Annotated in this window: 21 protein-coding genes, 1 tRNA gene and 2 pseudogenes; 9 read left to right on the top strand and 15 right to left on the bottom strand. The window is 59.9% G+C overall.

From position 1 onward, the window contains the following. Nucleotides 1-234 (top strand): annotated as a pseudogene (locus tag ABIB00_RS25345) (hypothetical protein); the annotation flags it as partial. A 376-nt stretch (nt 235-610) separates the two neighbouring features. Here the strand turns inward: ABIB00_RS25345 and ABIB00_RS25340 are convergent. The 3 genes from ABIB00_RS25340 to ABIB00_RS25330 all read right to left on the bottom strand — a co-directional run bounded on the left by ABIB00_RS25340 (nt 611) and on the right by ABIB00_RS25330 (nt 2063). Next, nucleotides 611-1339 carry a DUF3800 domain-containing protein gene (locus tag ABIB00_RS25340; protein ID WP_354106241.1) on the bottom strand — a complete coding sequence of 243 codons (729 nt, stop codon included), beginning with the start codon at nt 1337-1339 and terminating at the stop codon, nt 611-613. Nucleotides 1340-1554: 215 nt separating this feature from the next. Next, nucleotides 1555-1848: a hypothetical protein gene (locus ABIB00_RS25335; protein WP_247342353.1), complete on the bottom strand. Its 294-nt coding sequence runs from the start codon at nt 1846-1848 to the stop codon at nt 1555-1557. After that, nucleotides 1845-2063, bottom strand: coding sequence for a hypothetical protein (locus ABIB00_RS25330; RefSeq protein ID WP_247342356.1), 219 nt, complete (start codon nt 2061-2063; stop codon nt 1845-1847). The genes ABIB00_RS25335 and ABIB00_RS25330 overlap by 4 nt, the downstream gene beginning before the upstream one ends. 63 nt (nt 2064-2126) lie before the next feature. Between ABIB00_RS25330 and ABIB00_RS25325 the strand changes: the two genes are divergently transcribed. Further along, nucleotides 2127-2390: a hypothetical protein gene (locus ABIB00_RS25325; RefSeq protein WP_247342358.1), complete on the top strand. Its 264-nt coding sequence runs from the start codon at nt 2127-2129 to the stop codon at nt 2388-2390. Further along, nucleotides 2387-2527: a hypothetical protein gene (locus tag ABIB00_RS25320; RefSeq protein WP_247342361.1), complete on the top strand. Its 141-nt coding sequence runs from the start codon at nt 2387-2389 to the stop codon at nt 2525-2527. The genes ABIB00_RS25325 and ABIB00_RS25320 overlap by 4 nt, the downstream gene beginning before the upstream one ends. Before the next feature lie 1028 nt (nt 2528-3555). Here the strand turns inward: ABIB00_RS25320 and ABIB00_RS25315 are convergent. Further along, nucleotides 3556-3849 carry a hypothetical protein gene (locus ABIB00_RS25315; RefSeq protein ID WP_354106240.1) on the bottom strand — a complete coding sequence of 98 codons (294 nt, stop codon included), beginning with the start codon at nt 3847-3849 and terminating at the stop codon, nt 3556-3558. A gap of 706 nt (nt 3850-4555) precedes the next feature. Between ABIB00_RS25315 and ABIB00_RS25310 the strand changes: the two genes are divergently transcribed. Then, nucleotides 4556-4948 (top strand): hypothetical protein, encoded by a 393-nt coding sequence (locus ABIB00_RS25310; RefSeq protein ID WP_247342367.1) that lies wholly within the window; start codon nt 4556-4558, stop codon nt 4946-4948. A gap of 1574 nt (nt 4949-6522) precedes the next feature. On the opposite strand, the gene ABIB00_RS39145 is transcribed toward ABIB00_RS25310, so the two are convergent. Further along, nucleotides 6523-6747: a DUF6894 family protein gene (locus tag ABIB00_RS39145; RefSeq protein WP_502917880.1), complete on the bottom strand. Its 225-nt coding sequence runs from the start codon at nt 6745-6747 to the stop codon at nt 6523-6525. 5 nt (nt 6748-6752) lie between these two features. Then, nucleotides 6753-7520, bottom strand: a complete 768-nt coding sequence (locus ABIB00_RS25305; protein ID WP_354106239.1) for a Crp/Fnr family transcriptional regulator — start codon at nt 7518-7520, stop codon at nt 6753-6755. A gap of 452 nt (nt 7521-7972) precedes the next feature. On the opposite strand from ABIB00_RS25305, the gene ABIB00_RS25300 reads away from it, so the two are divergent. After that, nucleotides 7973-8176, top strand: a complete 204-nt coding sequence (locus tag ABIB00_RS25300) for a cold-shock protein (RefSeq protein ID WP_354106238.1) — start codon at nt 7973-7975, stop codon at nt 8174-8176. Between the two features lie 477 nt (nt 8177-8653). Here the strand turns inward: ABIB00_RS25300 and ABIB00_RS25295 are convergent. After that, nucleotides 8654-9627 (bottom strand): annotated as a pseudogene (locus tag ABIB00_RS25295) (integrase core domain-containing protein). A 526-nt stretch (nt 9628-10153) separates the two neighbouring features. Between ABIB00_RS25295 and ABIB00_RS25290 the strand changes: the two are divergent. Continuing rightward, nucleotides 10154-10399 (top strand): DUF6894 family protein, encoded by a 246-nt coding sequence (locus ABIB00_RS25290; RefSeq protein WP_354106237.1) that lies wholly within the window; start codon nt 10154-10156, stop codon nt 10397-10399. 144 nt (nt 10400-10543) lie between these two features. Here ABIB00_RS25290 and ABIB00_RS25285 read toward each other — a convergent pair whose 3' ends face one another. From ABIB00_RS25285 to ABIB00_RS25255, 7 genes are all read right to left on the bottom strand, one after another. Further along, on the bottom strand, nt 10544-11194 hold the full coding sequence (locus ABIB00_RS25285; protein WP_354106236.1) for a hypothetical protein: 651 nt from the start codon (nt 11192-11194) through the stop codon (nt 10544-10546). 30 nt (nt 11195-11224) lie between these two features. Next, nucleotides 11225-11749, bottom strand: a complete 525-nt coding sequence (locus tag ABIB00_RS25280) for a hypothetical protein (protein ID WP_354106235.1) — start codon at nt 11747-11749, stop codon at nt 11225-11227. Nucleotides 11750-12213: 464 nt separating this feature from the next. Continuing rightward, nucleotides 12214-12963, bottom strand: coding sequence for an Abi-alpha family protein (locus ABIB00_RS25275; RefSeq protein WP_354106234.1), 750 nt, complete (start codon nt 12961-12963; stop codon nt 12214-12216). 161 nt (nt 12964-13124) lie between these two features. Beyond that, nucleotides 13125-13589: a hypothetical protein gene (locus tag ABIB00_RS25270; RefSeq protein ID WP_354106233.1), complete on the bottom strand. Its 465-nt coding sequence runs from the start codon at nt 13587-13589 to the stop codon at nt 13125-13127. An 81-nt stretch (nt 13590-13670) separates the two neighbouring features. Beyond that, a complete protein-coding gene (locus ABIB00_RS25265) occupies nt 13671-13913 on the bottom strand; it encodes a hypothetical protein (RefSeq protein ID WP_354106232.1) in 243 nt (80 codons plus the stop codon). Between the two features lie 9 nt (nt 13914-13922). Next, the gene (locus ABIB00_RS25260; RefSeq protein ID WP_354106231.1) at nt 13923-14213 is read right to left on the bottom strand and encodes a hypothetical protein; all 291 of its coding nucleotides are present in this window, start codon (nt 14211-14213) and stop codon (nt 13923-13925) included. Next, entirely contained in the window at nt 14210-14602 is a 393-nt protein-coding gene (locus ABIB00_RS25255) for a hypothetical protein (RefSeq protein ID WP_354106230.1), read from the bottom strand. Before ABIB00_RS25255 ends, ABIB00_RS25260 begins: the two co-directional genes overlap by 4 nt. A gap of 87 nt (nt 14603-14689) precedes the next feature. Here ABIB00_RS25255 and ABIB00_RS25250 point away from each other — a divergent pair, with 87 nt between their 5' ends. Together ABIB00_RS25250 and ABIB00_RS39140 are read left to right on the top strand one after the other, a co-directional pair. Next, nucleotides 14690-15004 carry a hypothetical protein gene (locus tag ABIB00_RS25250; protein WP_354106229.1) on the top strand — a complete coding sequence of 105 codons (315 nt, stop codon included), beginning with the start codon at nt 14690-14692 and terminating at the stop codon, nt 15002-15004. A 466-nt stretch (nt 15005-15470) separates the two neighbouring features. Beyond that, nucleotides 15471-16619, top strand: a complete 1149-nt coding sequence (locus tag ABIB00_RS39140; RefSeq protein WP_502917881.1) for a tyrosine-type recombinase/integrase — start codon at nt 15471-15473, stop codon at nt 16617-16619. On the opposite strand, the gene ABIB00_RS25235 is transcribed toward ABIB00_RS39140, so the two are convergent. Continuing rightward, a tRNA-Arg gene (locus tag ABIB00_RS25235) sits at nt 16578-16654 on the bottom strand. The two genes, ABIB00_RS39140 and ABIB00_RS25235, sit on opposite strands and share 42 nt — an antisense overlap. A 403-nt stretch (nt 16655-17057) precedes the next feature. Between ABIB00_RS25235 and ABIB00_RS25230 the strand changes: the two genes are divergently transcribed. After that, a complete protein-coding gene (locus tag ABIB00_RS25230; protein WP_354106227.1) occupies nt 17058-22262 on the top strand; it encodes an alpha-2-macroglobulin family protein in 5205 nt (1734 codons plus the stop codon). The last annotated feature ends 18 nt before the right edge of the window (nt 22263-22280 follow it).

Raw genomic sequence — 22280 nt, 5'->3', positions numbered from 1 at the left:
GACGGCTTTAGCGTGTTCTGGCTCGAGAGCATGGAACGTCATGCGCGCCTGACCCTGTCTCCTGAGCAGAGGCTGGTGGTTGCGCAGCACACGGCGCACCCGACTACGTTAATGAGCAGCGATGTGACCGACAACCCCGGCCGGCTCCCGAACGACTGCATCGCGCGCTTCTATCAAAAGGAGAGCATCATAGCGGGGTCCGCGGGTACGCCTAGCGTGCAACGTGCCGACTAGGCCAATGGCAGGAAGTCGTAACCCGACGGCAGCGCGCCCGAGAAGCGGCAACTGATCGACGGCCTCTATTTCAACATGAATGAGATCGGCAAGGCCGGGAAGAAGATGCTGACGGACAGCGAGAAGGCGCTGCAGACCGAGGCCGCGCCGTAGCCGTCTTTCAACTAAATTCAACAAACGAATCACGCCGGCGCAAAGACAAAAGCATTAACGTCCTGTAAAACCTCAGCAAAAAAATACTTATCCCGGCAATTCACAGCCGCCCTCTGAATCACTATGTTATCGTCAACTCCCTAGCCTGACGCCACCGCCCAGGCGGTGGCACCCACCCCAAGGTGGGGGTCGATCTCGATCTAGAGGCTAGGGACCATCTCTTTCACACTCGGAGCTTGCGCGGCCAAACGGAGAATTTGGCGACGCGGTTTGTGCCCTTTGTGATGTCGCTGATGCCAGCGCGCTTCATGATGTACTTGGCCAGTTCCAGCTTTGCTGGGTTCGCGTCTGCCGCCTTATCATGACCGTTGAGTTGGAAGGCGATCGCGCCGATGAGAATATCGGCAACCTGTAGGGGCAGTGTCTTTTTCGAGTCGCGAAACTGGCAGCGCCGAACCGGCCAATCTCGCGTGTCGCCTCGTTTTCGCGCGCCTTGGCACAGGATCTGACGTAGCTCCTCCGGCGAATTTTTGGTGTCCCTGTAGTCGGGATAAATGTGGAAATAAGCCTTCGAGTAGAGTTGGCCAACCTTGTTCGCGAGTTGGTACAGTTCTTTGTTGAAGCCGATTTCGCTATCGCCATCGTTGAACTTCTTATGGTTCTGCCGAGTAGTATCAACGAAAAGCGAGTGGAAATGCCACTTGTCTTGATTATCGAAAACGACGTCGACCATCCGCTGGTAAGCCGCAATCTTGGCTTTTGAGACTTTCGTCCACTTCGCCTCGCCTTCAGGCAGTTCCGGCCGGCGCGCTTTTTTGATAGCTTCGATCAACTCCGGTGTGTCGAGTAGGCTGACGACGATAGCGCCCAGCACCAGGTAGCGGTGCTTGTTCTGACTGCTTTCGTCAGCGTAGACTTCGATGATGTCATCTGGTTTAGCAGGTGCTCGCATGGCTAATGTTGTTTGCAGGCCGCAAACTTTTGAGGCTTGGGCGATCGAGGAAGAAGAATCGTGTCAGTCAGTGGACACCCGGGCCGCGACTCGACGCAACGCACATGATGCGGCCCCCTCGGTTACAAACAGGTCGCCTTTTTTGTGCGCGCGGTGCGGTTGTTGTTGACCTACCGCGACTCAGTAGCCGCTTCATCCGCGTAATCAAGCCGGATTTACCGAGTTGCCCATTTTCGGCCGTGCGGGTGCATGCGCGACTTCGCTTGTTCACCGCCACCACCCGGTAGCGCGTAGTGCTGATCGAAATACGCGACGATCGCTGGCCGATACCTTCGTTCGCCCCAGAGGATCTGTTTGCGCGGGAAGCCGCTCTTCGGGTCGCGGTCAAGCATCCGCAACGCTGCCCGCGCGACCTTTTCTGGTACGCCAAGCCGACGGATCATCTCGGCATCTGAAACCCAGAGCTTGCCTTGCTCGCGTTCGATTGTTTCAGGTGCGGGAGTGGTCATACATTATCCCAGCCGGCGGCTAGCTCGGACTCTTCGCCGCGATACTTTCGAAGCTCAAAATTGTAAATGGTCGCATCATTGCCGCCCTTGGCGGCCTCAAACAGCACGTATTTGTATTGATCCGCCCTCAGCGTTGTCAGGATCGGCTGCAGCATGTCGCTGGGGAAATACAGCTTCGCTGAGTATTCGGCACCCCGATAGTGCACATAACCCACGGGAGGGATTTCCCTGGGTTCGGATGGCGCGCCGCCGAGTCTGTCCCCAAATCGGCGCTTCGATTGCTTGGCAGCCTCGATGAGGCCACCCGCCGAGTTAATTCTTGGAAGCCGCGTAGGTCAAAGAACGGCACGCCGGAAGAACGGGCAGCAAAGGCGGCCGCGGCCGCATTGCCATCGGCGACAGTCATCGAATTGCAACGCCCTCCAAAGCGCGCGTTGTTGCCGCAGGAATTTGAGGCGAAGCTCAATCAACTGGACGCGCTCGGCCGCAGTTATATCGAAGGCTATATGCAGGCGCTGGTCGACCAGAGGGGGCAATCATGAACGCCGACCAACGGGAAGAGCGGGCAAAATTCAAACAGGAGATGAGGCGGCGCATCGATTTGATCGCGGTCGACTACGGGGTGCCGGAGTCGGAAGTCGCGAAGGTGAGAGGGCGGCTCAGCACGATGATCTGCTGAACTTCGCGAAAAAGTACCGCATCAGCCTCGACTGGTTGATCTGCGGCGACCTAAAGGGGCTCGTCCGAACGATCGTCGCGAGGCGCGAATGACGCACCGCCGGCGGCTGTCCCGCTAGTCCCTAAAAGATGCGCCGCCGGGCTCGAAATACACTGTCCCGGCGGCGCCCTGTCTCAAACTGGGTCCTGGAATCCCAGCCAACTAGATATGAGCAACGCCCGTGCCACTGTGACAGGCCCGCCGGTCACGTTGGCGGGCCTGCATCCGAGTTCGACGTCTTCGGGAACAATCGACGATCGAGCTCATTCAAGGAATGCTCCGGCGCCGTCTCCCTGTTCCGGCTGGAGCCTCATGTAGCGGACGGCTTCAGCCCCCGTGCCCAAGGCTGAGGCCGTTTCGCTGTACGATCGGGAGTCCGATAAGGAATTGCGGCAGACGGTCCAAGAGGATATCCAAAGACCAGCGCGCGCTCATCAAGAAGCTCCGCAGGAAGATGAACTAAGGCCGCCTTTCATGGCGGCCTATTTCGTTTTTGGCGGTTCGGCTGGCCTGCCTTACGTATTTATACCGACTGTCCTAATTTGGTTCTCGACCTAATCTCGCGAATGGAACGGGAAGGTGAAAGGGCCTGTCTCATGCCCATCAACAAGGAATTCGAGGCGTCTACCGAGGGGCAGAACCACCAGGTCGATGAAAGCCAAACGACACGAGAGATGCTCCGCCGTTCTCGGGAGCAGATCGCGGCGTCGAGGGCACTGCTTCGGCAAAAGCTATCCCCTATCTGGCACCCTGAGCTTCCAGAACGATAGAAACCTCGTCCGCTGTTCCCGCGTTGTGCGGAATGACGGATCGAGAAACCAGGCAGCTCCCGCTTTGTGCTGCGTGCAATAAGTCTATGACATTCATAGACGCAGTTGCTTGGCCGGATGGGGCGATTGCCATCTTTCGGTGCTCCGGCTGCAACAAGCTGTTCTGGGAGATGCCCAGGCGAGACCAGAAGTAGGGCGGCCTCAGTTGGGCGGCCTCTGTCATTGATCCCTATTCAGCTTGCGCCGGCCCCAATGTGGCTCCTTCCCCTTCGGATTGATCTCCGGGGTGTAGTGTCGGTTCAAGGCCCGCATGGCCCCAATACGGGCAAACATCGTCGGGCCGCCACCTTCCGCAACCAGGATCAGCGCCTCCATCGCTGCCTGCCATTTTGGCGCGGAGTGCTCTTTCTTCGGTAGCGCCGTGACGTACTTGGCTGCGTCGAGCAGCGCCACCAGCTTTGTGCCGGCCACCTCAATCGGATCTTCGAACGGCCGCCCCCAGCCTTTGCTCATTTCGTCTTTCGACAGCGGGCGAGCTCCGCTCTTGCGAGTGCCCGGGCTTTCTCAATCGCTTCTGCCCGGTCAACAGGTTAGGCGAGAGCCGCCGTCCCGCAACATCGTCCCAGTAGAAATTGACGCTCGGCCGACCATCGGCGAAGCAGACTTCGTAGCTGCCGGTCTGGGGCACAGCTTCGTGCTTACGGATGCGGACGGGGGCGGGCATGCCGCAATCAAAGCGGCATTCGATGCACCTCGCAAATTATCAATCCGTAGGGCTTCGGAACGCGCGCGAGCTACTGCGCGTAAAACATTGCACATGAATCGAACCGGCCCGGCCTGGCCTGGCGGGAGGACGCGGGGTCAGTGTGGGATAGTTTGATTGCGGCAGGATAGCTGGCTTGAACCTGGGCACCATAGGCGCATATTCGGCGGATGCTCGAGCAGCGACCAACTTTCATGGCTCGGAAAAATCCCGGACTTGGCTGGGGGGTCGATATTCTGTGGCCCGACGGCGAAACGGAAGCAATCAAGGGCTTTATTACGGAAGGCGACGCGGTCAAGTGGATTGCTGAGCACGAGCACTCTAAGCCGTGGCAGGGAAACACGAATCAAAAAGCATCCCTAGCTCCTTAGAAACCCCGCCCACCCTCCGGACGCGGGCTATGGGCGGACTCCATAGACTTGACGGCGACCACGCGGCAGGAGTCTGATCGGCTGCATGGGGCAACATCAGCAGGACATGGACGAGCTCGCGCGCATGGAGCGCATCTGCCTGGATCTGGCGGCGGGCGCGGCTATGCCGGAGGAACGGGCAGGGCTCGAGTTCATGGCCGGCTGCTATCGAGCAGAGGCGGTTAGTCTGGCCGCCCGCTTCCCATGCGCTTCCCATCAAGAAAAAGCGGGAAGCAAAAGCAATGTAGCGCGCTGTATTTCCTACATAAAATCTTTGCTTGACCGATCTCCGGTTACCACGTGGCCGTCGTTGCCGGTGCCGTGTTCTGCCCACCTGGCGCAGTCAATCAATCGATATCGGATCGCCATCGGCAATGGCACCATCAGGGTAACATTCGCAGATGCGGCAATACGAGGGCTCAACTTCGCAAGCCGTTGACACCCAGTGAGAAGCTGGGGCGATAGGACGGAAGTTCGTCATCGGGGTGGACCTCGGCACCGAAGCGCGTTTGTGCGTGTTCCCTTGAAGGGACCGTTGAGACGTACTCGAGAGCCTCCAAAAGGAAGTTCAGGCTCGCCTATTGACCTCGGCGCAGGAAACCGAACACCACACCAACCTCGATTGGGTCGGCGTGTGCATTGACAAGCCTTTGCGGCGCTTCTTTCGGCATTGACGTGATGCTCGGTATGTTCGGCGTCGCAGTCTACACCTGCGAGCAATTGAATCTGCGTGGTATCCGCTCAATCTGATGACCAGCAAGAAGCACGCGACCGGGTATGGTAACGCGAAGAAGCCCGACATGCAGGCGGCGGCGGAGCGGCGCTGGGGTGTGAAGATGGGGAGGCGAAGCGCAGGCGGCGTGGGCAGGCGCTTACGCGCTGGACCTCGATCGATTCTGACAGCGGGCAAGAAAAGGCCCCAGCCTAAGGAAGGAAAAAGACTGGGGCCTCTGGAGGGTCTCGCGCTGTCTGGACGCGATGACTTAAAGAAAGCCCAACGCGTGAACTGCCGTTCCTAAATGACTGGGGCCAGCGCGGCCCCCGGTCTCCTTAAAAATCCGAAATGAAAAGGGATTGCCAGCCCCGGTCGCATTATTCTCGCCCCAACTTGGATCAGACAATCACGATTTCAGCGTTCCAGGAAGGGGAGCCATCTACCTAGCTTTGCTTGCCTCGTATCTGCGCCATATGGCCTGATAGGCGACAGATCTACTAAAGATGTGAGCCAGTGCTTTCCATGAGCCGCGCAAACATCGTCCGCAGCTTCGGTCGATGGCTCATGAAGATGCCATCGCGGGTTTTCTTGTCGGCCATTACGCGTGCATTGGTTGAACTTTCACCTTTACGCTGCAAGGCGTTTGGAGCGGCATCCTCTTATCGGCCATCCAGACCTCGGTCTTCTCCCAATGGATGGCAGGCAGTAATCTTCTCGGTGGCGCCGGACAAGAGCCATCGCATCAGTGTGAGTGAGCTTTTGCCTCGTGAGCAGACGTGATCGTGGGCGCGCTGAAGACACGCCACTGCGTGTGATTGCGGCAGGCAAAGTCAAAAGAAGTGTCCGTGGTCACCGGTCTGCTTATCAGGACACGGGTGCTACCCATGTGGCAGCAGCGATGTCAGAGAGGACAATGCTTACAGGTAGATGACGTTTCCATGCACGCGCTCGGCAACGACACCGCAACGAAACGCCGCACAGCGGGAAGGCGTGAAGGAATGCGTGTCTGCTGTAAGGGGGTAGGGAGGGGTGTCCGCAGCTTCAGAACCAATCGTTTGTTAGCGACCGCTCGCCCCCAGTTTCACACGCGTCTGCAATTGAAATGTTGGGGGGTATCGCGTGGCGCCTCGTCTGCCGCCGGCCAATCGCTGGCGACCGCGAGCCGGTCGAGGTCGCGCTCGTACCTCGGGCGCGGCTGATGAAGAACATCAGAACAAAGGTTTCAAAATGACTGATATTCACAACGCTCCCCTAGACGCAACCGAACCGCCGCCGGATGCAATTGAAGGTGTTTGTGTTCAAGTCTGCTCGATAGTAGCAGAGACACTCAAAACAGGGCCGGTGTCGTCCCTAACCAGAATAGCTATCCTCCCAGGCCGACCAGCAAAAGTGAAGTCGCGCACGGCCTCGCCCAATGCGATCGTTGCCATCTTTCGGGCCGCATCAATGCTCTCGAAGTCCTCGCCCGCGCGGTCTACGGTAACGAGTTCCGCTTCGTGGTAGTCGAAGTGGTATCGGGCCATGCCGGCTAAATCAGTCCGGGGGGAGACGTTCCAAGAACTTTGCTGAGCTTTGATCCTTCGCTTGGGTTCAGCTCATGAAGATATTCAGCGCTGAACTCGGCTACATCCATAAGCTTCTGTGGGCGGAGCGGAGTCACGGTTTGGTTCTGCCATTCAATCAGGCCCTCACGCCTGAGTTCCTGGATCGTCCTGTTCACATGCACGATTGAAAGCCCACATGCGTCGGCAACATCTTGCTGCGTGAGCGGAAGTCGGAAACTGCCGTTGTCCGCCAGCCCAACGAATCCCATGCGGGTGATAAGCTCGCAAAGAAGATGCGCGACTCTACCCAAGGCTTGGCGCGATCCGAGATTCTCAACCCACTCGCGGTAAATAGCAGCATGAATCAGCGTCTCGCGCCAAAAAGCGTGCGTGAGCGCGGGCGATTCCGTCATCGTTTTTCTGAGATATGAATGGGGGATAGAGGCTATCGTCGAACTGCCCACGCTGCACAGATCACAATCCGCGACCGGCAGATGCAGGGTAGGCAGGTCGGGCATGTCGCCGGCTATGTAGAACGACGAAATCTGGTTTCGAGCGTTCACCACTCTTTGCCGAGAGAGAAGCCCGCTCATCACAACAATGCAGACGCCAGGCTTGTCGCCCTGGCGCAGGACGTATTCACGATCTCCAAGGGATTTCACCCTGTATGGTATGCGTGTGAGCCTAAGTTGATCTTGTTCAGACAGACCGACCACCGCGCGTAGGCGCGCTATTAGCTTCTGATGCGGCATTGGACGCCCCCGTGCGATGCAGGCGGGAGCCCATTTGGTCTCTCAGCCACCGACGCCTACGGACAAAGCCTTGGCCAGTGGTGGCACGTTAACGCACGCTATATGGCTCTGTTCCAATCAGAAACCGGCGGTTCTTGAACCCGGAAATTGAGCTGGCACCCATGTCTTAGTTCGGTCATTGAAATCTCACTTGTTCCTTCGCATCGGTCTAGCGGGGTACGGCGCGATTACCACGGCCGGCAAGTCGGTAAATGCCGCTTCGACGCGGAGCCTGTCCCAAATCATCGGCCCGTCCATCTTCTCAGGTTTGCTCCTACGCTTAGCGAACTGATGCGGACGCGCGTCGGTTCGATCGTGTCGGGTGGTCCAAGGCGCGGGCGCGTGTCGCGACCAGCCTTTCTTTAGTCGAAATTCGGGCAGTAGCTTTGGTTTTTGAAAAATGGAGACGTGACGTGGCGATGGGGACTGTAAAATGGTTCAACCCGACGAAGGGCTACGGGTTCATTCAACCTGACAACGGCGGCAGGGACGTCTTTGTTCACATCTCTGCAGTTGAGAAGGCTGGTTTCACCTCGCTCGCAGAGGGAGCCAAGGTTAGCTTCGACGTCGTGAACAATCGCGGTAAAGACTCGGCGGAGAATCTACGGATAGGGTGATGCAGCCTACACCCCGGCAGCGGTAAGTTCGCCAGCAGGCCATTTCTTAGATCCCCCAATGCCAAGTCGAACAATAAATCGGACGATTGTTTTGGGGGGTCCACAGCCGCCGCTCCCACATCGCCTGTCCGCCTTTCGAAAACTTCCTATCGTCCGATAATCTATTGTAGGCCGTCTCGGTTATCCAAATGGGCGCTTCCTTCAAGTCGGTCAACTTTGCTGCAATGTTTGCGGCGGGCCCGATCCAGAGAAGGTCGTTATCACCGCGAACGCCAGTCCGGCAGCAACGTACTTCGCTGACGTCAATCCCGATGGAGTGATCAATCGAGAATCCAGCGCCATAATGATCATCGTAGATGGGTTGGATGATGTGAAGGCGAGCCCAGTTAATAGCAAAAGCACAGCGCGCAGCGTTGAGAGCTGGTCCCGCTTGTCTGAACAGACTTTCCGCGTCGATAAGTGGAGCCTCTGCCGAGATTAGGCCGCCGCGCGGAGCGGCGGAAGGTTGAAGTAGGCTTGATCCGGGGTCATGTCGTCAAGGCTCGAATGGGGCCTTCGTGCGTTGTAGAAGTCGAGATACCGGCCGATCGAATGTCGCGCCTCGCCGACGGTTTCGTAGGCTCGCAGATAGACCTCCTCGTATTTTACGCTGCGCCATAGCCGCTCGACGAAGACGTTGTCCCGCCAGGCACCCTTGCCGTCCATGCTGATCGCGATGTCGTGGCTGGCGAGGACGCCGGTGAAGGCCGCCCCAGTGAACTGGCTGCCCTCGTCGGTGTTGAAGATATCCATCGCCCACACCTGATTGGCCCGCTCGATCGCCAGACCGCGCAGCAGATACGGATAGATCTTGTGGCCCGGTTCGGGCTTGGTGGTGCGCGGACGGCGATAGAGTGCCTCTATCCCCATCCGCCGCATCAGCGCCTTCACATGCCGTCGGCCGATCTTGCTCCCCTCGGCAGCCAGCAGGCCTCGCAACATGCGCGAACCGGCGAAAGGAAACTCCAGATGCAGCCGGTCGAGCCGCTGCATGATCGCGAGGTCGGCAGACGACACCGGACGCGGCAGATAATAAACGCTGCCGCGGCTGATCTTCAAAACTTCCGCCTGCCTAGTGATCGACAGATCGTGTCCACGGTCGATCATCGCTTTGCGCTCAGCAATCCCGCCTTGGTGAGCGCTCCTTCTAAAAAATCATTCTCCAGCGTCAGCTCTCCGATCTTGGCATGCAGCGACTTCACATCGACTGCAGGCGCGGCCGGCGGCCCGCCCCCCGGTCCGAAAATCCCGGAAGCATTGCCCTCAAGCTGCGATTTCCACGCCGTAATCTGATTGGGGTGAACGTCAAAATGCTCGGCCAGTTGGGCTATGGTCCGATCGCCTTTGACGGCGGCCAGAGCCACCTTCGCCTTGAAGGCCGGTGAGTGATTCCGGCGTGCTCGTCTGCTCATCGTCTCTCCTGATTCGCGGGCCTATCGTGCCCGTCGTCAGGCAGAAACTCCACTTAACGTCCTGTGCAGATTTCCGGAGCCGGCTCTCTCAATCGTACCCTGCTTCACCTGCGCAATGAGTCACACAATTGACGGAAACGCTGCCTAACTGCGTGCAGTGTCACCGCAATCCAAAAAGTTTAATGAAAATTCTCGCAATCTTGGCCATTGCCGTCGTTGTTCTGCTCGTTGCGTTCATATTCGCGAGCAACATGTGGCTCGAACTTACTCGTAAGAAGCGACGCGAGGAACGCATTCAACGGAAGAAGCCCAGCGCGACTGAATAGTCTGCTCACTCTCAGGGCCGTCAGTTCACTCCCTTCAAGGGAGCGCAACGCAACAGGGTATTGCTTCCCTTCGGCTCCATTGCCGGCCTGTTGGGCCATCCCTGGTCAATGGCGCTAGTTGACGAACCCTGTCGTTTCCGACAGGTGCGCGCCGTCCCGAGACGTGGGCACGATCGCGGCTAAAGGACGGAGGCATTGCTGTGCAGCGCTACTATTTTCCGATCATCCACAATCGCCAAATACAGCCGGACGACGTCGGGGAGCTATTTGGCTCTGCTGAGATGGCGGTCCAATACGGCGCTCGTGTCGCTCGGGATATCGCCAGCGATCCCGATTACGACCGCGGTGCGGGGACGGTCGTAATCGTCGTCGACGCCTCCGGTGCCGAGATCCAGCGGCATGTGGTGGGTAGTGTTGGCGGCGCAGAACCGCGTTTGGCGCTGTGAGGTGAGGGGTTGGGGGTTGAAACAGGCGATGAACTTGCTTCCTAAAATCAGCTTGCCGCGGAGTTTCGATTTTCGAGATGGGGACTGTGCCAGCATCACTACGAAACAATGGGGAATGACGGTCGGGCCAATCACTACCAGTCGTCAACGCTCGCGAGCTGATGAGACCTGCACGACTCCATCTCTGGTCTGGCCAAAGTTGCATAATATGACGCTGCGTTCGTCGCGAGAGAGTGTCGCATGACTTCCGAGTAGACCTACAATCTTTTGTGCAATCGACAATTCTTCGGAAAGATCATTGCTGGGAGCTTTGGTCCTCGTCTTGAGTGATTTCAGGCTGCCTTTGTGAAGCCTTCCTCCGCACCGTGCGTAAACCGTTAGAATCTCCTGTTGGGTTAGATATTCGCCTTCGAAGTCAGAAAAGTGATGGCGGCCTGGGGCGATGCGCCGGCCGGTTACCGGTTGCGGAAAAAATCGAGGATGAATGCTTTCCATACGCTTTATGATCTGGTCTGCAGCGTAGGCCTTTTGCATCGTGTTGCTTTTAGCCTCCTCTAATTCTTCGTGGGCGACCAAACATGCTAGCGCGATGCACTCGCACGACATGCGAATTTGCAGTGTGCAGAATTCCTTCACGAAATGTGGATGAAGTGGAATAGCGCCATTCGCGGCGTCCTCAACTGCAAAAACACGCAGCTTTACTTCACTCATGAATCCGGCGTACTGATCCAAGAGCCGTTTATTTGCCTGCGCTGCTTGCTTTTTCGATGCTCGCGACAAATTCAGTTTGGACACGGTTAAATATCTCGCCTAGGCCAAGGTGGCTTACTTCTTTATCCAGGACAAATAGAGCGCCACCAGCGCAATCAAGGTATTGATGCCGTTCCAGCCATATCGAATAATCCACCCCTGCCATCCTCGGACAGGTTTTCCGGCAACATTGTTGTCTGCGTCGCTGACAGCTTGATTCAGCCTTTCTCTCAAACGCGCGCGAAAGTCCGAGAGCAACTTTTGCGCCGCTTTCGGCGGACAGGCATTCCCACTTGCTGAGCCACCCAAGATTCCTTCGAAACGACGAAGGAATTTGGATTCCAATTCCAGCCCAGAGGTTGTGACGGCGCTCGCAGCTACACTCGGAGCAGCGACGCTGACGGCGTGATCCACCATCGCATGGAGCGCGCTTTCATAGATTGCTTCAAGCGCATCGTTCTCTGCTAGAAAGAAGTTGCCGCTTTGGAGCATTTCGTCGGCCGCATGCTGCCTCGCAATGGCCGTTTGTTGAGCGGCGCCATCTCTGTCAGCCGCGTCAACCATCTGCGTCAAGCGCTCGGCGAGATCGGTTTTGCTCATGATCTACCGACTAACCCGAACGTCGCCGTAGTCTTCTTTGTTCGGCCGCTCACCATCGAAATCTGTGTGAGCGAGTAGGGCGCCGATGCCAAAAAACACCATGCCGCCGATCCAAATCAGTGCGGAGGCTGCGAGAAGCGCCGAGGTGCCAACACCAATCGAGCCGGTGAGGCCAAACAACGTGCCTGCGTTGAACAGAAGCCCGACGACGCCCCAGAGCCAGAAAAGAGACGTGAGTAGGCCGCGCCCTGTGCTCTGCTGGCTGCGCAGCCGAAACGTGCGGTCCCATTTTCTTTGCGTTTAAACAGCCCCATTGGAATCCCCTAGACCCGTCACGACCATAAGGCGAACGAGCCGGAGGGGGCAACTAGTCTTATGTTGCATCACCCCAAATCTGTTTTAGCTCCTTGCGCGCCTCATCGCCAAATCCTGCAAGGGGATTCCCTTGATCGCAGATACAGACGCTATGCAGCCAGCGGCCGAACTGCCTTCATAAACTCGTGCCCGAAGGCAGTAAGTTGATACCTCGCAAATGTCCTGGAGCCGGTTTGCGCGCCACCTGAGAAGATTGGCTCCGCATTCTTGAACTGCAAAACTGCAGCAAGACCCAATTTGTCGAGATGTTCGACGTAAATTGCTACATTCTCTGGGGTAGTTAGACCTTCTCGTGGAAGTTCGTCCAGTTCAACCGCTCGATTAGAGAAGCGATTTGTGTGGCGGTCGTAGTCGTCGGTGAATTGAAAGCCGTAATGGTCGTTCTGAAGCAATTTCTCGTATATCACCCTCAATATGACCGCTTCGTCGATCGAAAGTTGCTTGATTAGAGGTGCAAACGCTGGATGCGCATGACGTGCTGCATTCCGATCGAACGCCCGGGACAATAGCTCACTGTACATATCTGCGATCATGGTGTCGTCGGGCTCATACTTAATCGCTTCTAAGATCGGCCCTGCAATCTGAGGGGTGGGAAGAATGCGCCGCTCTTCCGGTACCTTCCTTAGGGACCGATTCAGGAATGCCACATACCGATCCTGAAGTGCGGCCGTGAACTGCAAAGGCGCAAGTGCGAGCCTAAGGGTCTTCACAAAATCGAGCAGCGCAGATCCGCTCTCCTGCACTGCTGGGGAAAAGCCATCATGGTACACCTCTTTGATGGGTACTTGTTTAACTAGCTCTGTGGCGACCGCAGCGGCTAAGTCCGTCTCGCTTGCCAACTTTCTCTCCCGCCCTGTTTACTGACTATTTCAATCGCAACCGAGGCGAGAGCGCAAGCTTTGCCAGTGGATTGTCACTAGTCATCCCTTGCAATGCCGCGACTCAGGACCCGCCTTCCGCTGCGCAATTAAGCGCCTTGCGGAGGTGCTCGTTCGACCTGTCAGTCGCGAGTAAAGCCGGCGCAGAGCCAGCCGACTAGCCAAAACCCATAGAACAGAGCCGCTGCGGAGACGATCGACGCTACGGCACCAATTGCGAATGGCTCAATCGCATATTGCAACGGCGCCGGCTTCTCTTTGGCATAGGAGAGGACCGTAGGAAGGCCTTCATGATACAACGGGCCTGACGGGCAGCCGGTCGCATCAAAATCGATCTTCGTCTGATCATAGCTTTTCATCTTGATCGGCCAGTTGTTCCGCACTCTATCATTCATGCAGACGGCCTGCTCGTAGCGACCCTGTGCACTGTTTTGCTGGCCTATGGCGATCGGAATTGTGATCGCGAAGCCACCGACCAACACGATGACGCCGAGTACAATGCCGACGCGTTTGAAGCCTCTGATGAATCGCGCGCCTGCCGTGAGCGGGGGCTTAAGCGGTCGTGCGTAGGGGCGTAGATCAGTCATGGGGTTTCCATCAAATCGCAACCGCAGGTCGAGGGCAAGGGGAGGTGCTTGATACGATTGGCCTAGTCGACGCGACTTGCGTCAGATGGCGCCCATCTTCACGCAGAGTGCGTGGGCGACCATGAATACCGGGAGCGCGATCAGGAACCATACGATGGCATCTCCGTCGCGATCTGGCGCAAACTCCCGGTTGGCATCTGTCTCGCGGGTATGAGGAACTACAGAAAAGACCTGGCTTGGTCGGGTGCGCTTGGCTGCGCGGCGCAATAGCTGTTTGACAGTTGCTTCGCGCTTTTGCGTGGCGCGTTCTTCTAGGTCAGACATCAGTTTTGGCTATCCATCTATTTCGACCAAATATACCGGTAAGCCAGCATCTGCCGATCGCGCCGCGGTCTGCTCTCGGTAAAGCTTCTTTTCGCCGGCATTGGACAGTCGCACGCCCAAGGTTGCGAGTTCGTCACAAAGAGGTTTGCCGGCCGACCGAGTCGAACTGAGCTTGTCGCGGATTCTTTGGTCGGCACAGATCGTCTCAGCATCCGAATATTTTCGAGCTGAGAAAGCAATGACCGGCTTTCGATCGACCTCGATTGTAAATACGGACAATGAAATCTTGTCCTCGATCATGCCTTTCCCTTGCCGCGGTCGACACGTTGCTCCCGGAACTCCGAAGGCCCCTTGATCAACCGCCGCTTCCGAGTGGCGTTTTCCTCGGCCGAAGCGGCAGGATCGCCGATTCGGTCAATCGTCTTTCCAGCCAGCTCTTTGGCGCGCTCGGCGGAGACTTTTCCGGTCGACGCCATCGCAGGGTTTGATAGGGACTTACCTAGGCCGATCTCAACCAGCCGGCGGATTGCCTCGGGACGTGATGGCTTTGGTGCAGGCCGCCCTTCAATCCAGCGGTCGACCCCCTGCATCTCGTTTGGCGGCATCCGCACCATCACAGGTACAGCGTCGACGCGCGGCCTTCCTAGGGGGCGTTTTTTTCTGATATTAGAAACTGTTGACTTCGCCATTCTTACCTGATATCAGAAAAGACAGGCCGGAGCAAGGTGGCTGCCTCGCTTCCGGCCCTAACCCCAGCGCGAAGGATCTTCTGCGCCATGGCTGACACCACTATATCCAAACTGACCCGCCAACACCGCCGCATCGTTACACTCATGCACGGCGCACTGCCACAGCGCGTCGTTGAGATGCTGGACGACACCGCCAATGACGTGCTCGGCCAGCTTGCCGAAGCCGAGGCGACGACTTGGCTCGAATTCTCGGACAAGGTGGCCTGCTTAGTCGGCGGGCTGCCGCACGATCCGACGTCCGGCTGGCTGGAGCGCGTGCGGGACAGCTTCGCTGCTGACTTGCTGGCGCTGCCGGTGCGCTCGGCATGGGCGAAGAGCGAGTTGGCCGAGGCGGCGGAATAGATACCAATCGGCGGCCCGGCAGCTCAGCGCCACCCCATCAAGCCCACGCCAAGCCCGCTCCTGAAAGGGGCGGGCCATCCGCTTTCTCAAGCGCAAGTAACAAAGAATTACAAATCGGTTGCAGCGTCGGTTTGTGCCGCATTTGTTCTAAAGCGACCGTGTATAAAATGACTCGTGCGTCGGGCCTCAGCCGGCGAGGTAAGCAGAGCAATCTACTATTCAGGGGCTCGCTCTTGCCCGTTCCAGCCAATGACAACAGCCGCGTACAGCCGCGCGGCTTACGCCGTGCCGATGCGGCGCGGTACCTCGGGATCTCTCCCAGCTATTTCGATACCCAGCGCAAGGCTGGCAACATTCCGGCGCCGAGGCAGATGCTCGGCGTAGTGTTATGGGACCGCAGCGACCTCGACCGCTTGTTCGATGGTGTTTCGGTCGGGAACGAAAACGACGACTATTGGGATAAGCAATGCGGCAGCGGAAACCCAAATACGTAAACGAGTATCTGGACAGGCACGGGCAGCCGCGCGTCTATCTGCGTCGGCCGGGCAGGTCGCAAGTTGCCTTGCCTGCGCCTCTTTACACCCCGGAATTCTGGACGGCCTATCGCGCTGCTATGAGCGCCGACGAGCCAACGCCGGAGGTGCGGCGTATCAAGGCCGGCACGATTGCTGCTGCTGTGCGGGGCTACTACGGGAGCGCCGAATTCAAGGCGCTGGCCGAGAGCACGCAAACCATTTATCGCAACGTCCTGAATCGTTTCGTCGACAAGCACGGCGAGGGGCCGATTGCTGGCATTCAGGCCAGGCACGTCAACAACCTCATCGACGAGATGGCCGACAGGCCGTCTGCCGCGAGCAATTTCCGGAAGCGTCTGAAGGCCGTCATGGATTACGCGGTGTCGGCCGGGATGCGCAGCGATAACCCGGTTGTTGTCGCCAAGCGCGTGAAGCTTAAGACCACGGGCCACAGAACGTGGACGGAGGGGGACATCACCGCATTCCGCAAGCGTCATGTTGGTACGCCGCTGCGGCTTGCCTTCGAGGTATTGCTTCACACCGGCCTGCGCCGCTCCGATGCCGTGCGGCTTGGCTGGAAGCACCTGACGAAGGACGGCTTCGTTATCACCACCAAGAAGAGCCAAGGCCACGTTGAGCTTTGCATCCCGGTGCACGCCGACTTGGCCCGCTACATTGCCGAGTGCCCGAAGGACGGTCCGGCCTTCATCGCAACCATGTACGGCCGCGCTCGAAGCGAGAAAGCGTTTTCCGCGTGGATTAGCGAAGCTGCGGCTGACGCTGACCTGCCTCCGAAGTCGTCACCGCATGGAGTCCGCAAAGCTGCGTGCCGTCGTCTTGCAGAGGCTGGCTGCACAGCCCTCGAAATCATGTCCATCACAGGCCACACCGATATCCGCGAAATCGAGCGCTATTGCCGCGCCGCTGAGCGCAAGGGTTTGGCCGCGACGGCAATGACGAAGCTGCAAGCAGGATTCGATATCAAATTGCCTAACCCACCTAGGCAGTTAGGCAAAAGTGCCCGCAAATCATTGAAGTCATTGGTAGCAAAAGCCGACTGGCGATCCCGGCAGGAATCGAACCTGCAACCCTCAGAGTAGAAATCTGATGCTCTATCCAGTTGAGCTACGGGACCGTTTTTAGCCGCCCTGGTTTGGGGCCAGCTGTTCATCTACCATGCCATTATGAAAAATATCGTCTTTAGCCAAGCCTGAACCGAACCGTTTTCCTCGAAGCCGCGACAAAGCGGAACGGTGGGGTGTTAGGGGGCCGGGTTGAGCGGCAGCGGACTGGACGATGGACCACATCGCCGGGAACGCTGACTAGCTTCCGGGACACGGCCGCCGGTCGACTGGTCCGGTATTGCTGCGCCATCAGGACGGCGTGCGCGGCGGTATCTCGATCAGTCTCCTCTGGGCTTGCCTAGTCATGGCGAATACGACGATTTGCACCTTTGGTTCCATCGCCTTGAGTCCGTCACCTTTCCGCGCATTTCATGCGACAAGCGGCGTTCGTCCGCGATTTCCGGGAGTCCATCCATGATCGGTCTTGTTCGCGCCGTCACACTCTGCGCCACGCTGGCGTTCGGCCTTAGCGTAGCGCAGGCCGCCGACAAGGCCTTCAAGCGCGACGATCTCGCCGATTCCGCGATCAAGCTGGAGGCGCAGATCAAGGGCGAGGCGGGGCCGGTCGCCAAGACCGGCGCGAGCTTGCGCACCGACGCCGATGCTGCCTTCCGGCGCAACGACTATCGCACCGGCCTGTTGGTGCTCGGCCAGATCGCGGCGACCGCGCCGGAGGATGCCGGCAACTGGCTGCGCCTGGCAAAAGTCATCTTCCAGATCACGCCGAAGAGCTCGAGCGAGCAGACCTTCCTGCTGGAGCGCGCCTCGACCGCCGCCTACATCGCCTATCAGCGCACCGGTAATCCGGGCGAGGAGGCCGACGCGCTCGCCGTGCTCGGCAAGTCGCTGTCCGAACGAAAACTATGGCGGCCGTCGTTGGATGCGCTGCGGCTGTCGCTCGACATGCGCGAGGTCGCCGACGTCCGCGGCCAGTATGAGAAGATGCGCGACGAGCACGGTTTTCGGCTGCTCGACTACACCGTGGACTCGGACTCGGCGAGCCCGCGCGCCTGCTTCCAGTTCTCGGAGGAACTGGCGAAGCGAACCGATTTTGCGCCGTACCTCGCGCTGGCGGGCCAGGACAAGCCGGCACTGTCGGCCGAGGGCAAGCAGCTCTGCGTCGACGGGCTGAAGCACGGCGAACGCTACAACATCAATCTGCGCGCCGGCCTGCCGTCCACCGTGAAGGAGGGCCTGCCGAAATCGGCCGAGTTCAACGTCTATGTGCGCGACCGCAAACCGTTCGTGCGCTTCAACAGCCGCGCCTATGTGCTGCCGAGGACCGGCCAGCGCGGCATTCCCGTGGTCAGCGTCAACACGCCCGCGGTCAATATCAACGTGTTCCGGATCGGCGACCGCAATCTGATCAACACGGTGGTGGACAGCGACTTCCAGAAGACGCTGTCCAAGTATCAGCTCAGCGACCTCGGCGGTGAGCGCGGCGTCAAAGTCTGGACCGGCGAGCTCGCGACCGCGATGACGCTGAACCAGGACGTCACCACCGCGTTCCCGGTCGATCAGGCGCTCGGCGAACTCCAGCCCGGCGTCTACGTGATGACGGCCGCGGCCAAGGGGCCGGGCTCGGACGAGGACTACCAACTCGCAACCCAATGGTTCATCGTTTCCGACCTCGGCGTCGCAGCCTATTCCGGCAATGACGGCATCCACGTGTTCGTGAATTCGCTGGCGTCCACCGACCCGGTCGGCAAAGCCGAGGTGCGGTTGGTCGCGCGCAACAACGAGATTTTGGCGACGCGCAAGACCGACGACAGCGGCCATGTGCTGTTCGAGGCCGGGCTTGCGCGCGGCGAGGGCGGCCTGTCGCCGGCGATGCTGACGGTCACGGGCGAGAAGGCCGACTATGCCTTCCTCAGCCTGAAGACCTCCGCATTCGACCTGTCCGACCGCGGCGTTTCGGGCCGCGCGGTGCCTGCGGGCGCCGACGCCTTCGTCTATGCCGAGCGCGGCGTCTACCGCTCCAGCGAGACCGTCTATCTCACCGCTCTGCTCCGCGACGGGCAGGGCAATGCGGTCACCGGCGGGCCGATGACCCTGGTGATCGAGCGCCCTGATGGCGTCGAATTCCGCCGCGCTGTGCTGTCCGACCAGGGCGCCGGCGGCAGCACGCTGGCCGTGCCGCTCAACTCGGCCGTGCCGACCGGGACCTGGCGGGTGCGCGCCTTCACCGACCCGAAGGGCTCCTCGGTCGGCGAGACCACCTTCATGGTCGAGGACTACGTTCCCGACAGGATCGAATTCGACTTGTCTGCCAAGGACAAGTTGATCAAAGCTAACGCTCCAGTGGAGATTAAGGCGGACGGTCATTTCCTCTATGGCGCGCCGGCCTCGAGTCTGGCGCTCGAAGGCGACATGCTGGTCGCGCCCGCATCGGAACGTCCGGGCTTTGCCGGCTACCAGTTCGGCGTCGCCGACGAAGAGACCACCTCGAACGAGCGCACGCCGCTGGAGAACCTGCCCGCGGCCGACGCCAACGGCGTTGCAACCTTCCCGGTCACGCTCGACAAGCAGCCGGCCTCGACGCGTCCCCAGGAAGCGCAGATCTTCGTCCGCATGGTCGAGACCGGCGGCCGCGCCGTCGAGCGTAAGATCGTGCTGCCGGTCGCACCCGTGGCCGCCATGATCGGCATCAAGCCGCTGTTTGGCGACAAGAACGTCGCGGAGGGCGACAAGGCCGAGTTCGAAGTCGTGTTCGTCTCGCCCGCGGGCGAGAGGCTTCGCCGCGACGGCCTGCGCTACGAGCTCCTGAAGATGGAGTCGCGCTACCAATGGTATCGCCAGAGCAATTATTGGGAATACGAGCCGGTCAAGTCGACGTCGCGCGTCGCTGACGGTGACGTCACCGTTGCCGCCGACAAGCCGTCGCGGATTTCGCTGACGCCGCAGCCAGGCCGCTACCGGTTGGACGTGAAGTCGAACGACGCCGACGGCCCGGTGACCTCGGTGCAGTTCGACGTCGGCTGGTATTCCGACGGCAGCGCCGACACGCCGGACCTGCTGGAGACCTCGATCGACAAGCCGCAATACGCTTCGGGCGACACCATGACCGTGTCGGTCAACGTCCGCAGCGCCGGCAAGCTGACCGTCAACGTGCTCGGCGATCGCCTGCTGACGACGCAGACCATCGACGTCAAGGAGGGCACCGCGCAGGTGAAGGTCCCGGTCGGCAAGGACTGGGGCACCGGCGCCTATGTGGTGGCGACGCTGCGCCGTCCGCTCGATGCGGCCGCGCAGCGCATGCCGGGTCGCGCGATCGGCCTGAAATGGTTCGGCATCGACAAGCAGACCCGCACACTCCAGGTGAAGCTGACGCCGCCGGCGCTGATCCGGCCGAATGCCATGCTGAAGATCCCGGTCAAGCTCGACGGGCTCAATCCGGGTGAGGACGCCAAGATCGTCATCGCCGCGGTCGATGTCGGCATCCTCAATCTCACCAATTACAAGTCACCGGCGCCGGACGATTATTATCTCGGCCAGCGCCGCCTGAGCGCAGAGATCCGCGATCTCTATGGGCAACTCATCGACGGCATGTCGGGCACGCGCGGACAGATCAAGTCCGGCGGCGACGCCGGTTCCGCCGAGCTCCAGGGCTCGCCGCCCGCGCAAAAGCCGCTCGCGCTCTATTCGGGCATCGTCACCGTTGCCGCCGACGGCACAGCGGAAGTGAGCTTCGACATTCCGGAGTTCGCCGGCACCGCGCGCGTGATGGCGGTGGCGTGGACCGCGGCCAAGCTGGGCCGCGCCAACATCGACATCGTGATCCGCGACCCTGTCGTGCTGACCACGACCCTGCCGCGCTTCCTGCTCAACGGCGACCACGGCACGGTCAATCTCGAGATCGACAATGTCGAAGGGCAGGCCGGCGACTACGTCATCGACGTCAAGACGGGCGGCCCGGTGAAGACGACCGGCAATCCCGCAACCACGGTGAAGCTCGCCGCCAAGCAGCGCAATTCGTTCACGCTCGCTGTCGACGCGACCGCGGCGGGGCAGGCGACGCTCGACGTCGACATCAAGGGACCGAATGGCCTGGCGCTGGCGCGCCACTATGCGCTCGACGTCAAGGCGGCGACCCAGGTGCTGGCGCGGCGCTCGATCCGGACGCTGGCGAAGGGCGAGAGCCTGACGCTGACCTCGGACATGTTCGCCGATCTCGTGCCGGGCACCGGCAGTGTCTCGGTCTCGGCGAGCCTGTCGACCGCGCTCGATGCGGCGACGATCCTCAAAGCGCTCGACCGCTATCCCTATGGCTGCTCGGAGCAGATCACCAGCCGCGCCATGCCGCTGCTCTATGTCAACGAGCTCGCTACGGGCGCGCATCTGGCCATGGATACCGAGGTCGACCAGCGCATCCGCGATGCCATCGAACGGCTGCTGGCGCGCCAGGGCTCGAACGGTTCGTTCGGCCTGTGGTCGGCCGGCGGCGACGACGCCTGGCTCGATGCCTACGTGACGGACTTCCTGACCCGGGCCCGCGAAAAGGGCTTTGTGGTGCCGGATGTCCTGTTCAAGACCGCACTCGACCGCATTCGCAATTCGGTCGTCAACGGCAATGAGCCGGAGAAGGATGGCGGCCGTGACCTCGCTTACGGTCTCTACGTGCTCGCGCGCAACGGTGCAGCGCCGATCGGCGATCTTCGCTATCTCGCCGACACCAAGCTCTCCAACCTCGCGACGCCAATCGCGAAGTCGCAGCTCGCGGCCGCGCTCGCGCTGGTCGGCGACCGCAACCGCGCAGAACGGGTCTATGGCGCAGCCCTCGACAGCCTTGCGCCCAAGCCCGTGCTGGAATTCGGCCGCACCGATTACGGCTCGCAGCTCCGCGATGCCGCAGCGCTGGTGTCGCTTGCCAGCGAAGGCAACGCGCCGAAGGCGACGCTGACGCAGGCGGTGACGCGGGTTGAGACCGCGCGCGGGCTGACGCCCTACACCTCCACGCAGGAGAATGCGTGGCTGGTGCTGGCGGCGCGCGCGCTCGCCAAGGAGAACCTGTCGATGGAGGTCGATGGCCAGCCGGTCAAGACCGCGCTCTATCGCAGCTACAAGGCCACGACACTGGAAGGCAAGCCGTTGAAGATTACCAACACCGGTGACGCGCCGGTGCAGGCCGTGATCTCGGTGTCGGGCTCGCCGGTGACGCCCGAGCCTGCGGCATCGAACGGCTTCAAGATCGAGCGCAACTTCTTCACGCTCGACGGCAAGCCGGCCGATATCAGCAAGGTCAAGCAGAACGACCGCTTCGCTGTTGTGCTGAAGATCACCGAGGAGAAGCCCGAGTACGGCCACATCATGGTGTCCGACTATCTGCCGGCCGGTCTCGAGATCGACAATCCAAAACTGGTGTCGTCGGGCGACAGCGGCACGCTGGGCTGGATCGAGGACGGCCAGGAGCCCGAGGATACCGAGTTCCGCGACGACCGCTTCACGGCGGCCGTCGATCGGGCCTCGGATTCCAAGGCGATCTTCACGGTGGCTTATGTCGTGCGTGTGGTCTCGCCCGGCAAATACGTGCTGCCGCAGGCCTATGTCGAGGACATGTACAATCCCTCGCGCTACGGTCGCACCGGGACGGGCACCGTCGAGGTGCGGGCGGCGAAGTGAGTGATGGCGAGATGAGTG

The sequence above is a fragment of the Bradyrhizobium sp. LB14.3 genome (genome assembly GCF_040547985.1).
Lineage (GTDB): Bacteria > Pseudomonadota > Alphaproteobacteria > Rhizobiales > Xanthobacteraceae > Bradyrhizobium.
This window is presented reverse-complemented; position numbering and strand designations above follow the sequence as displayed.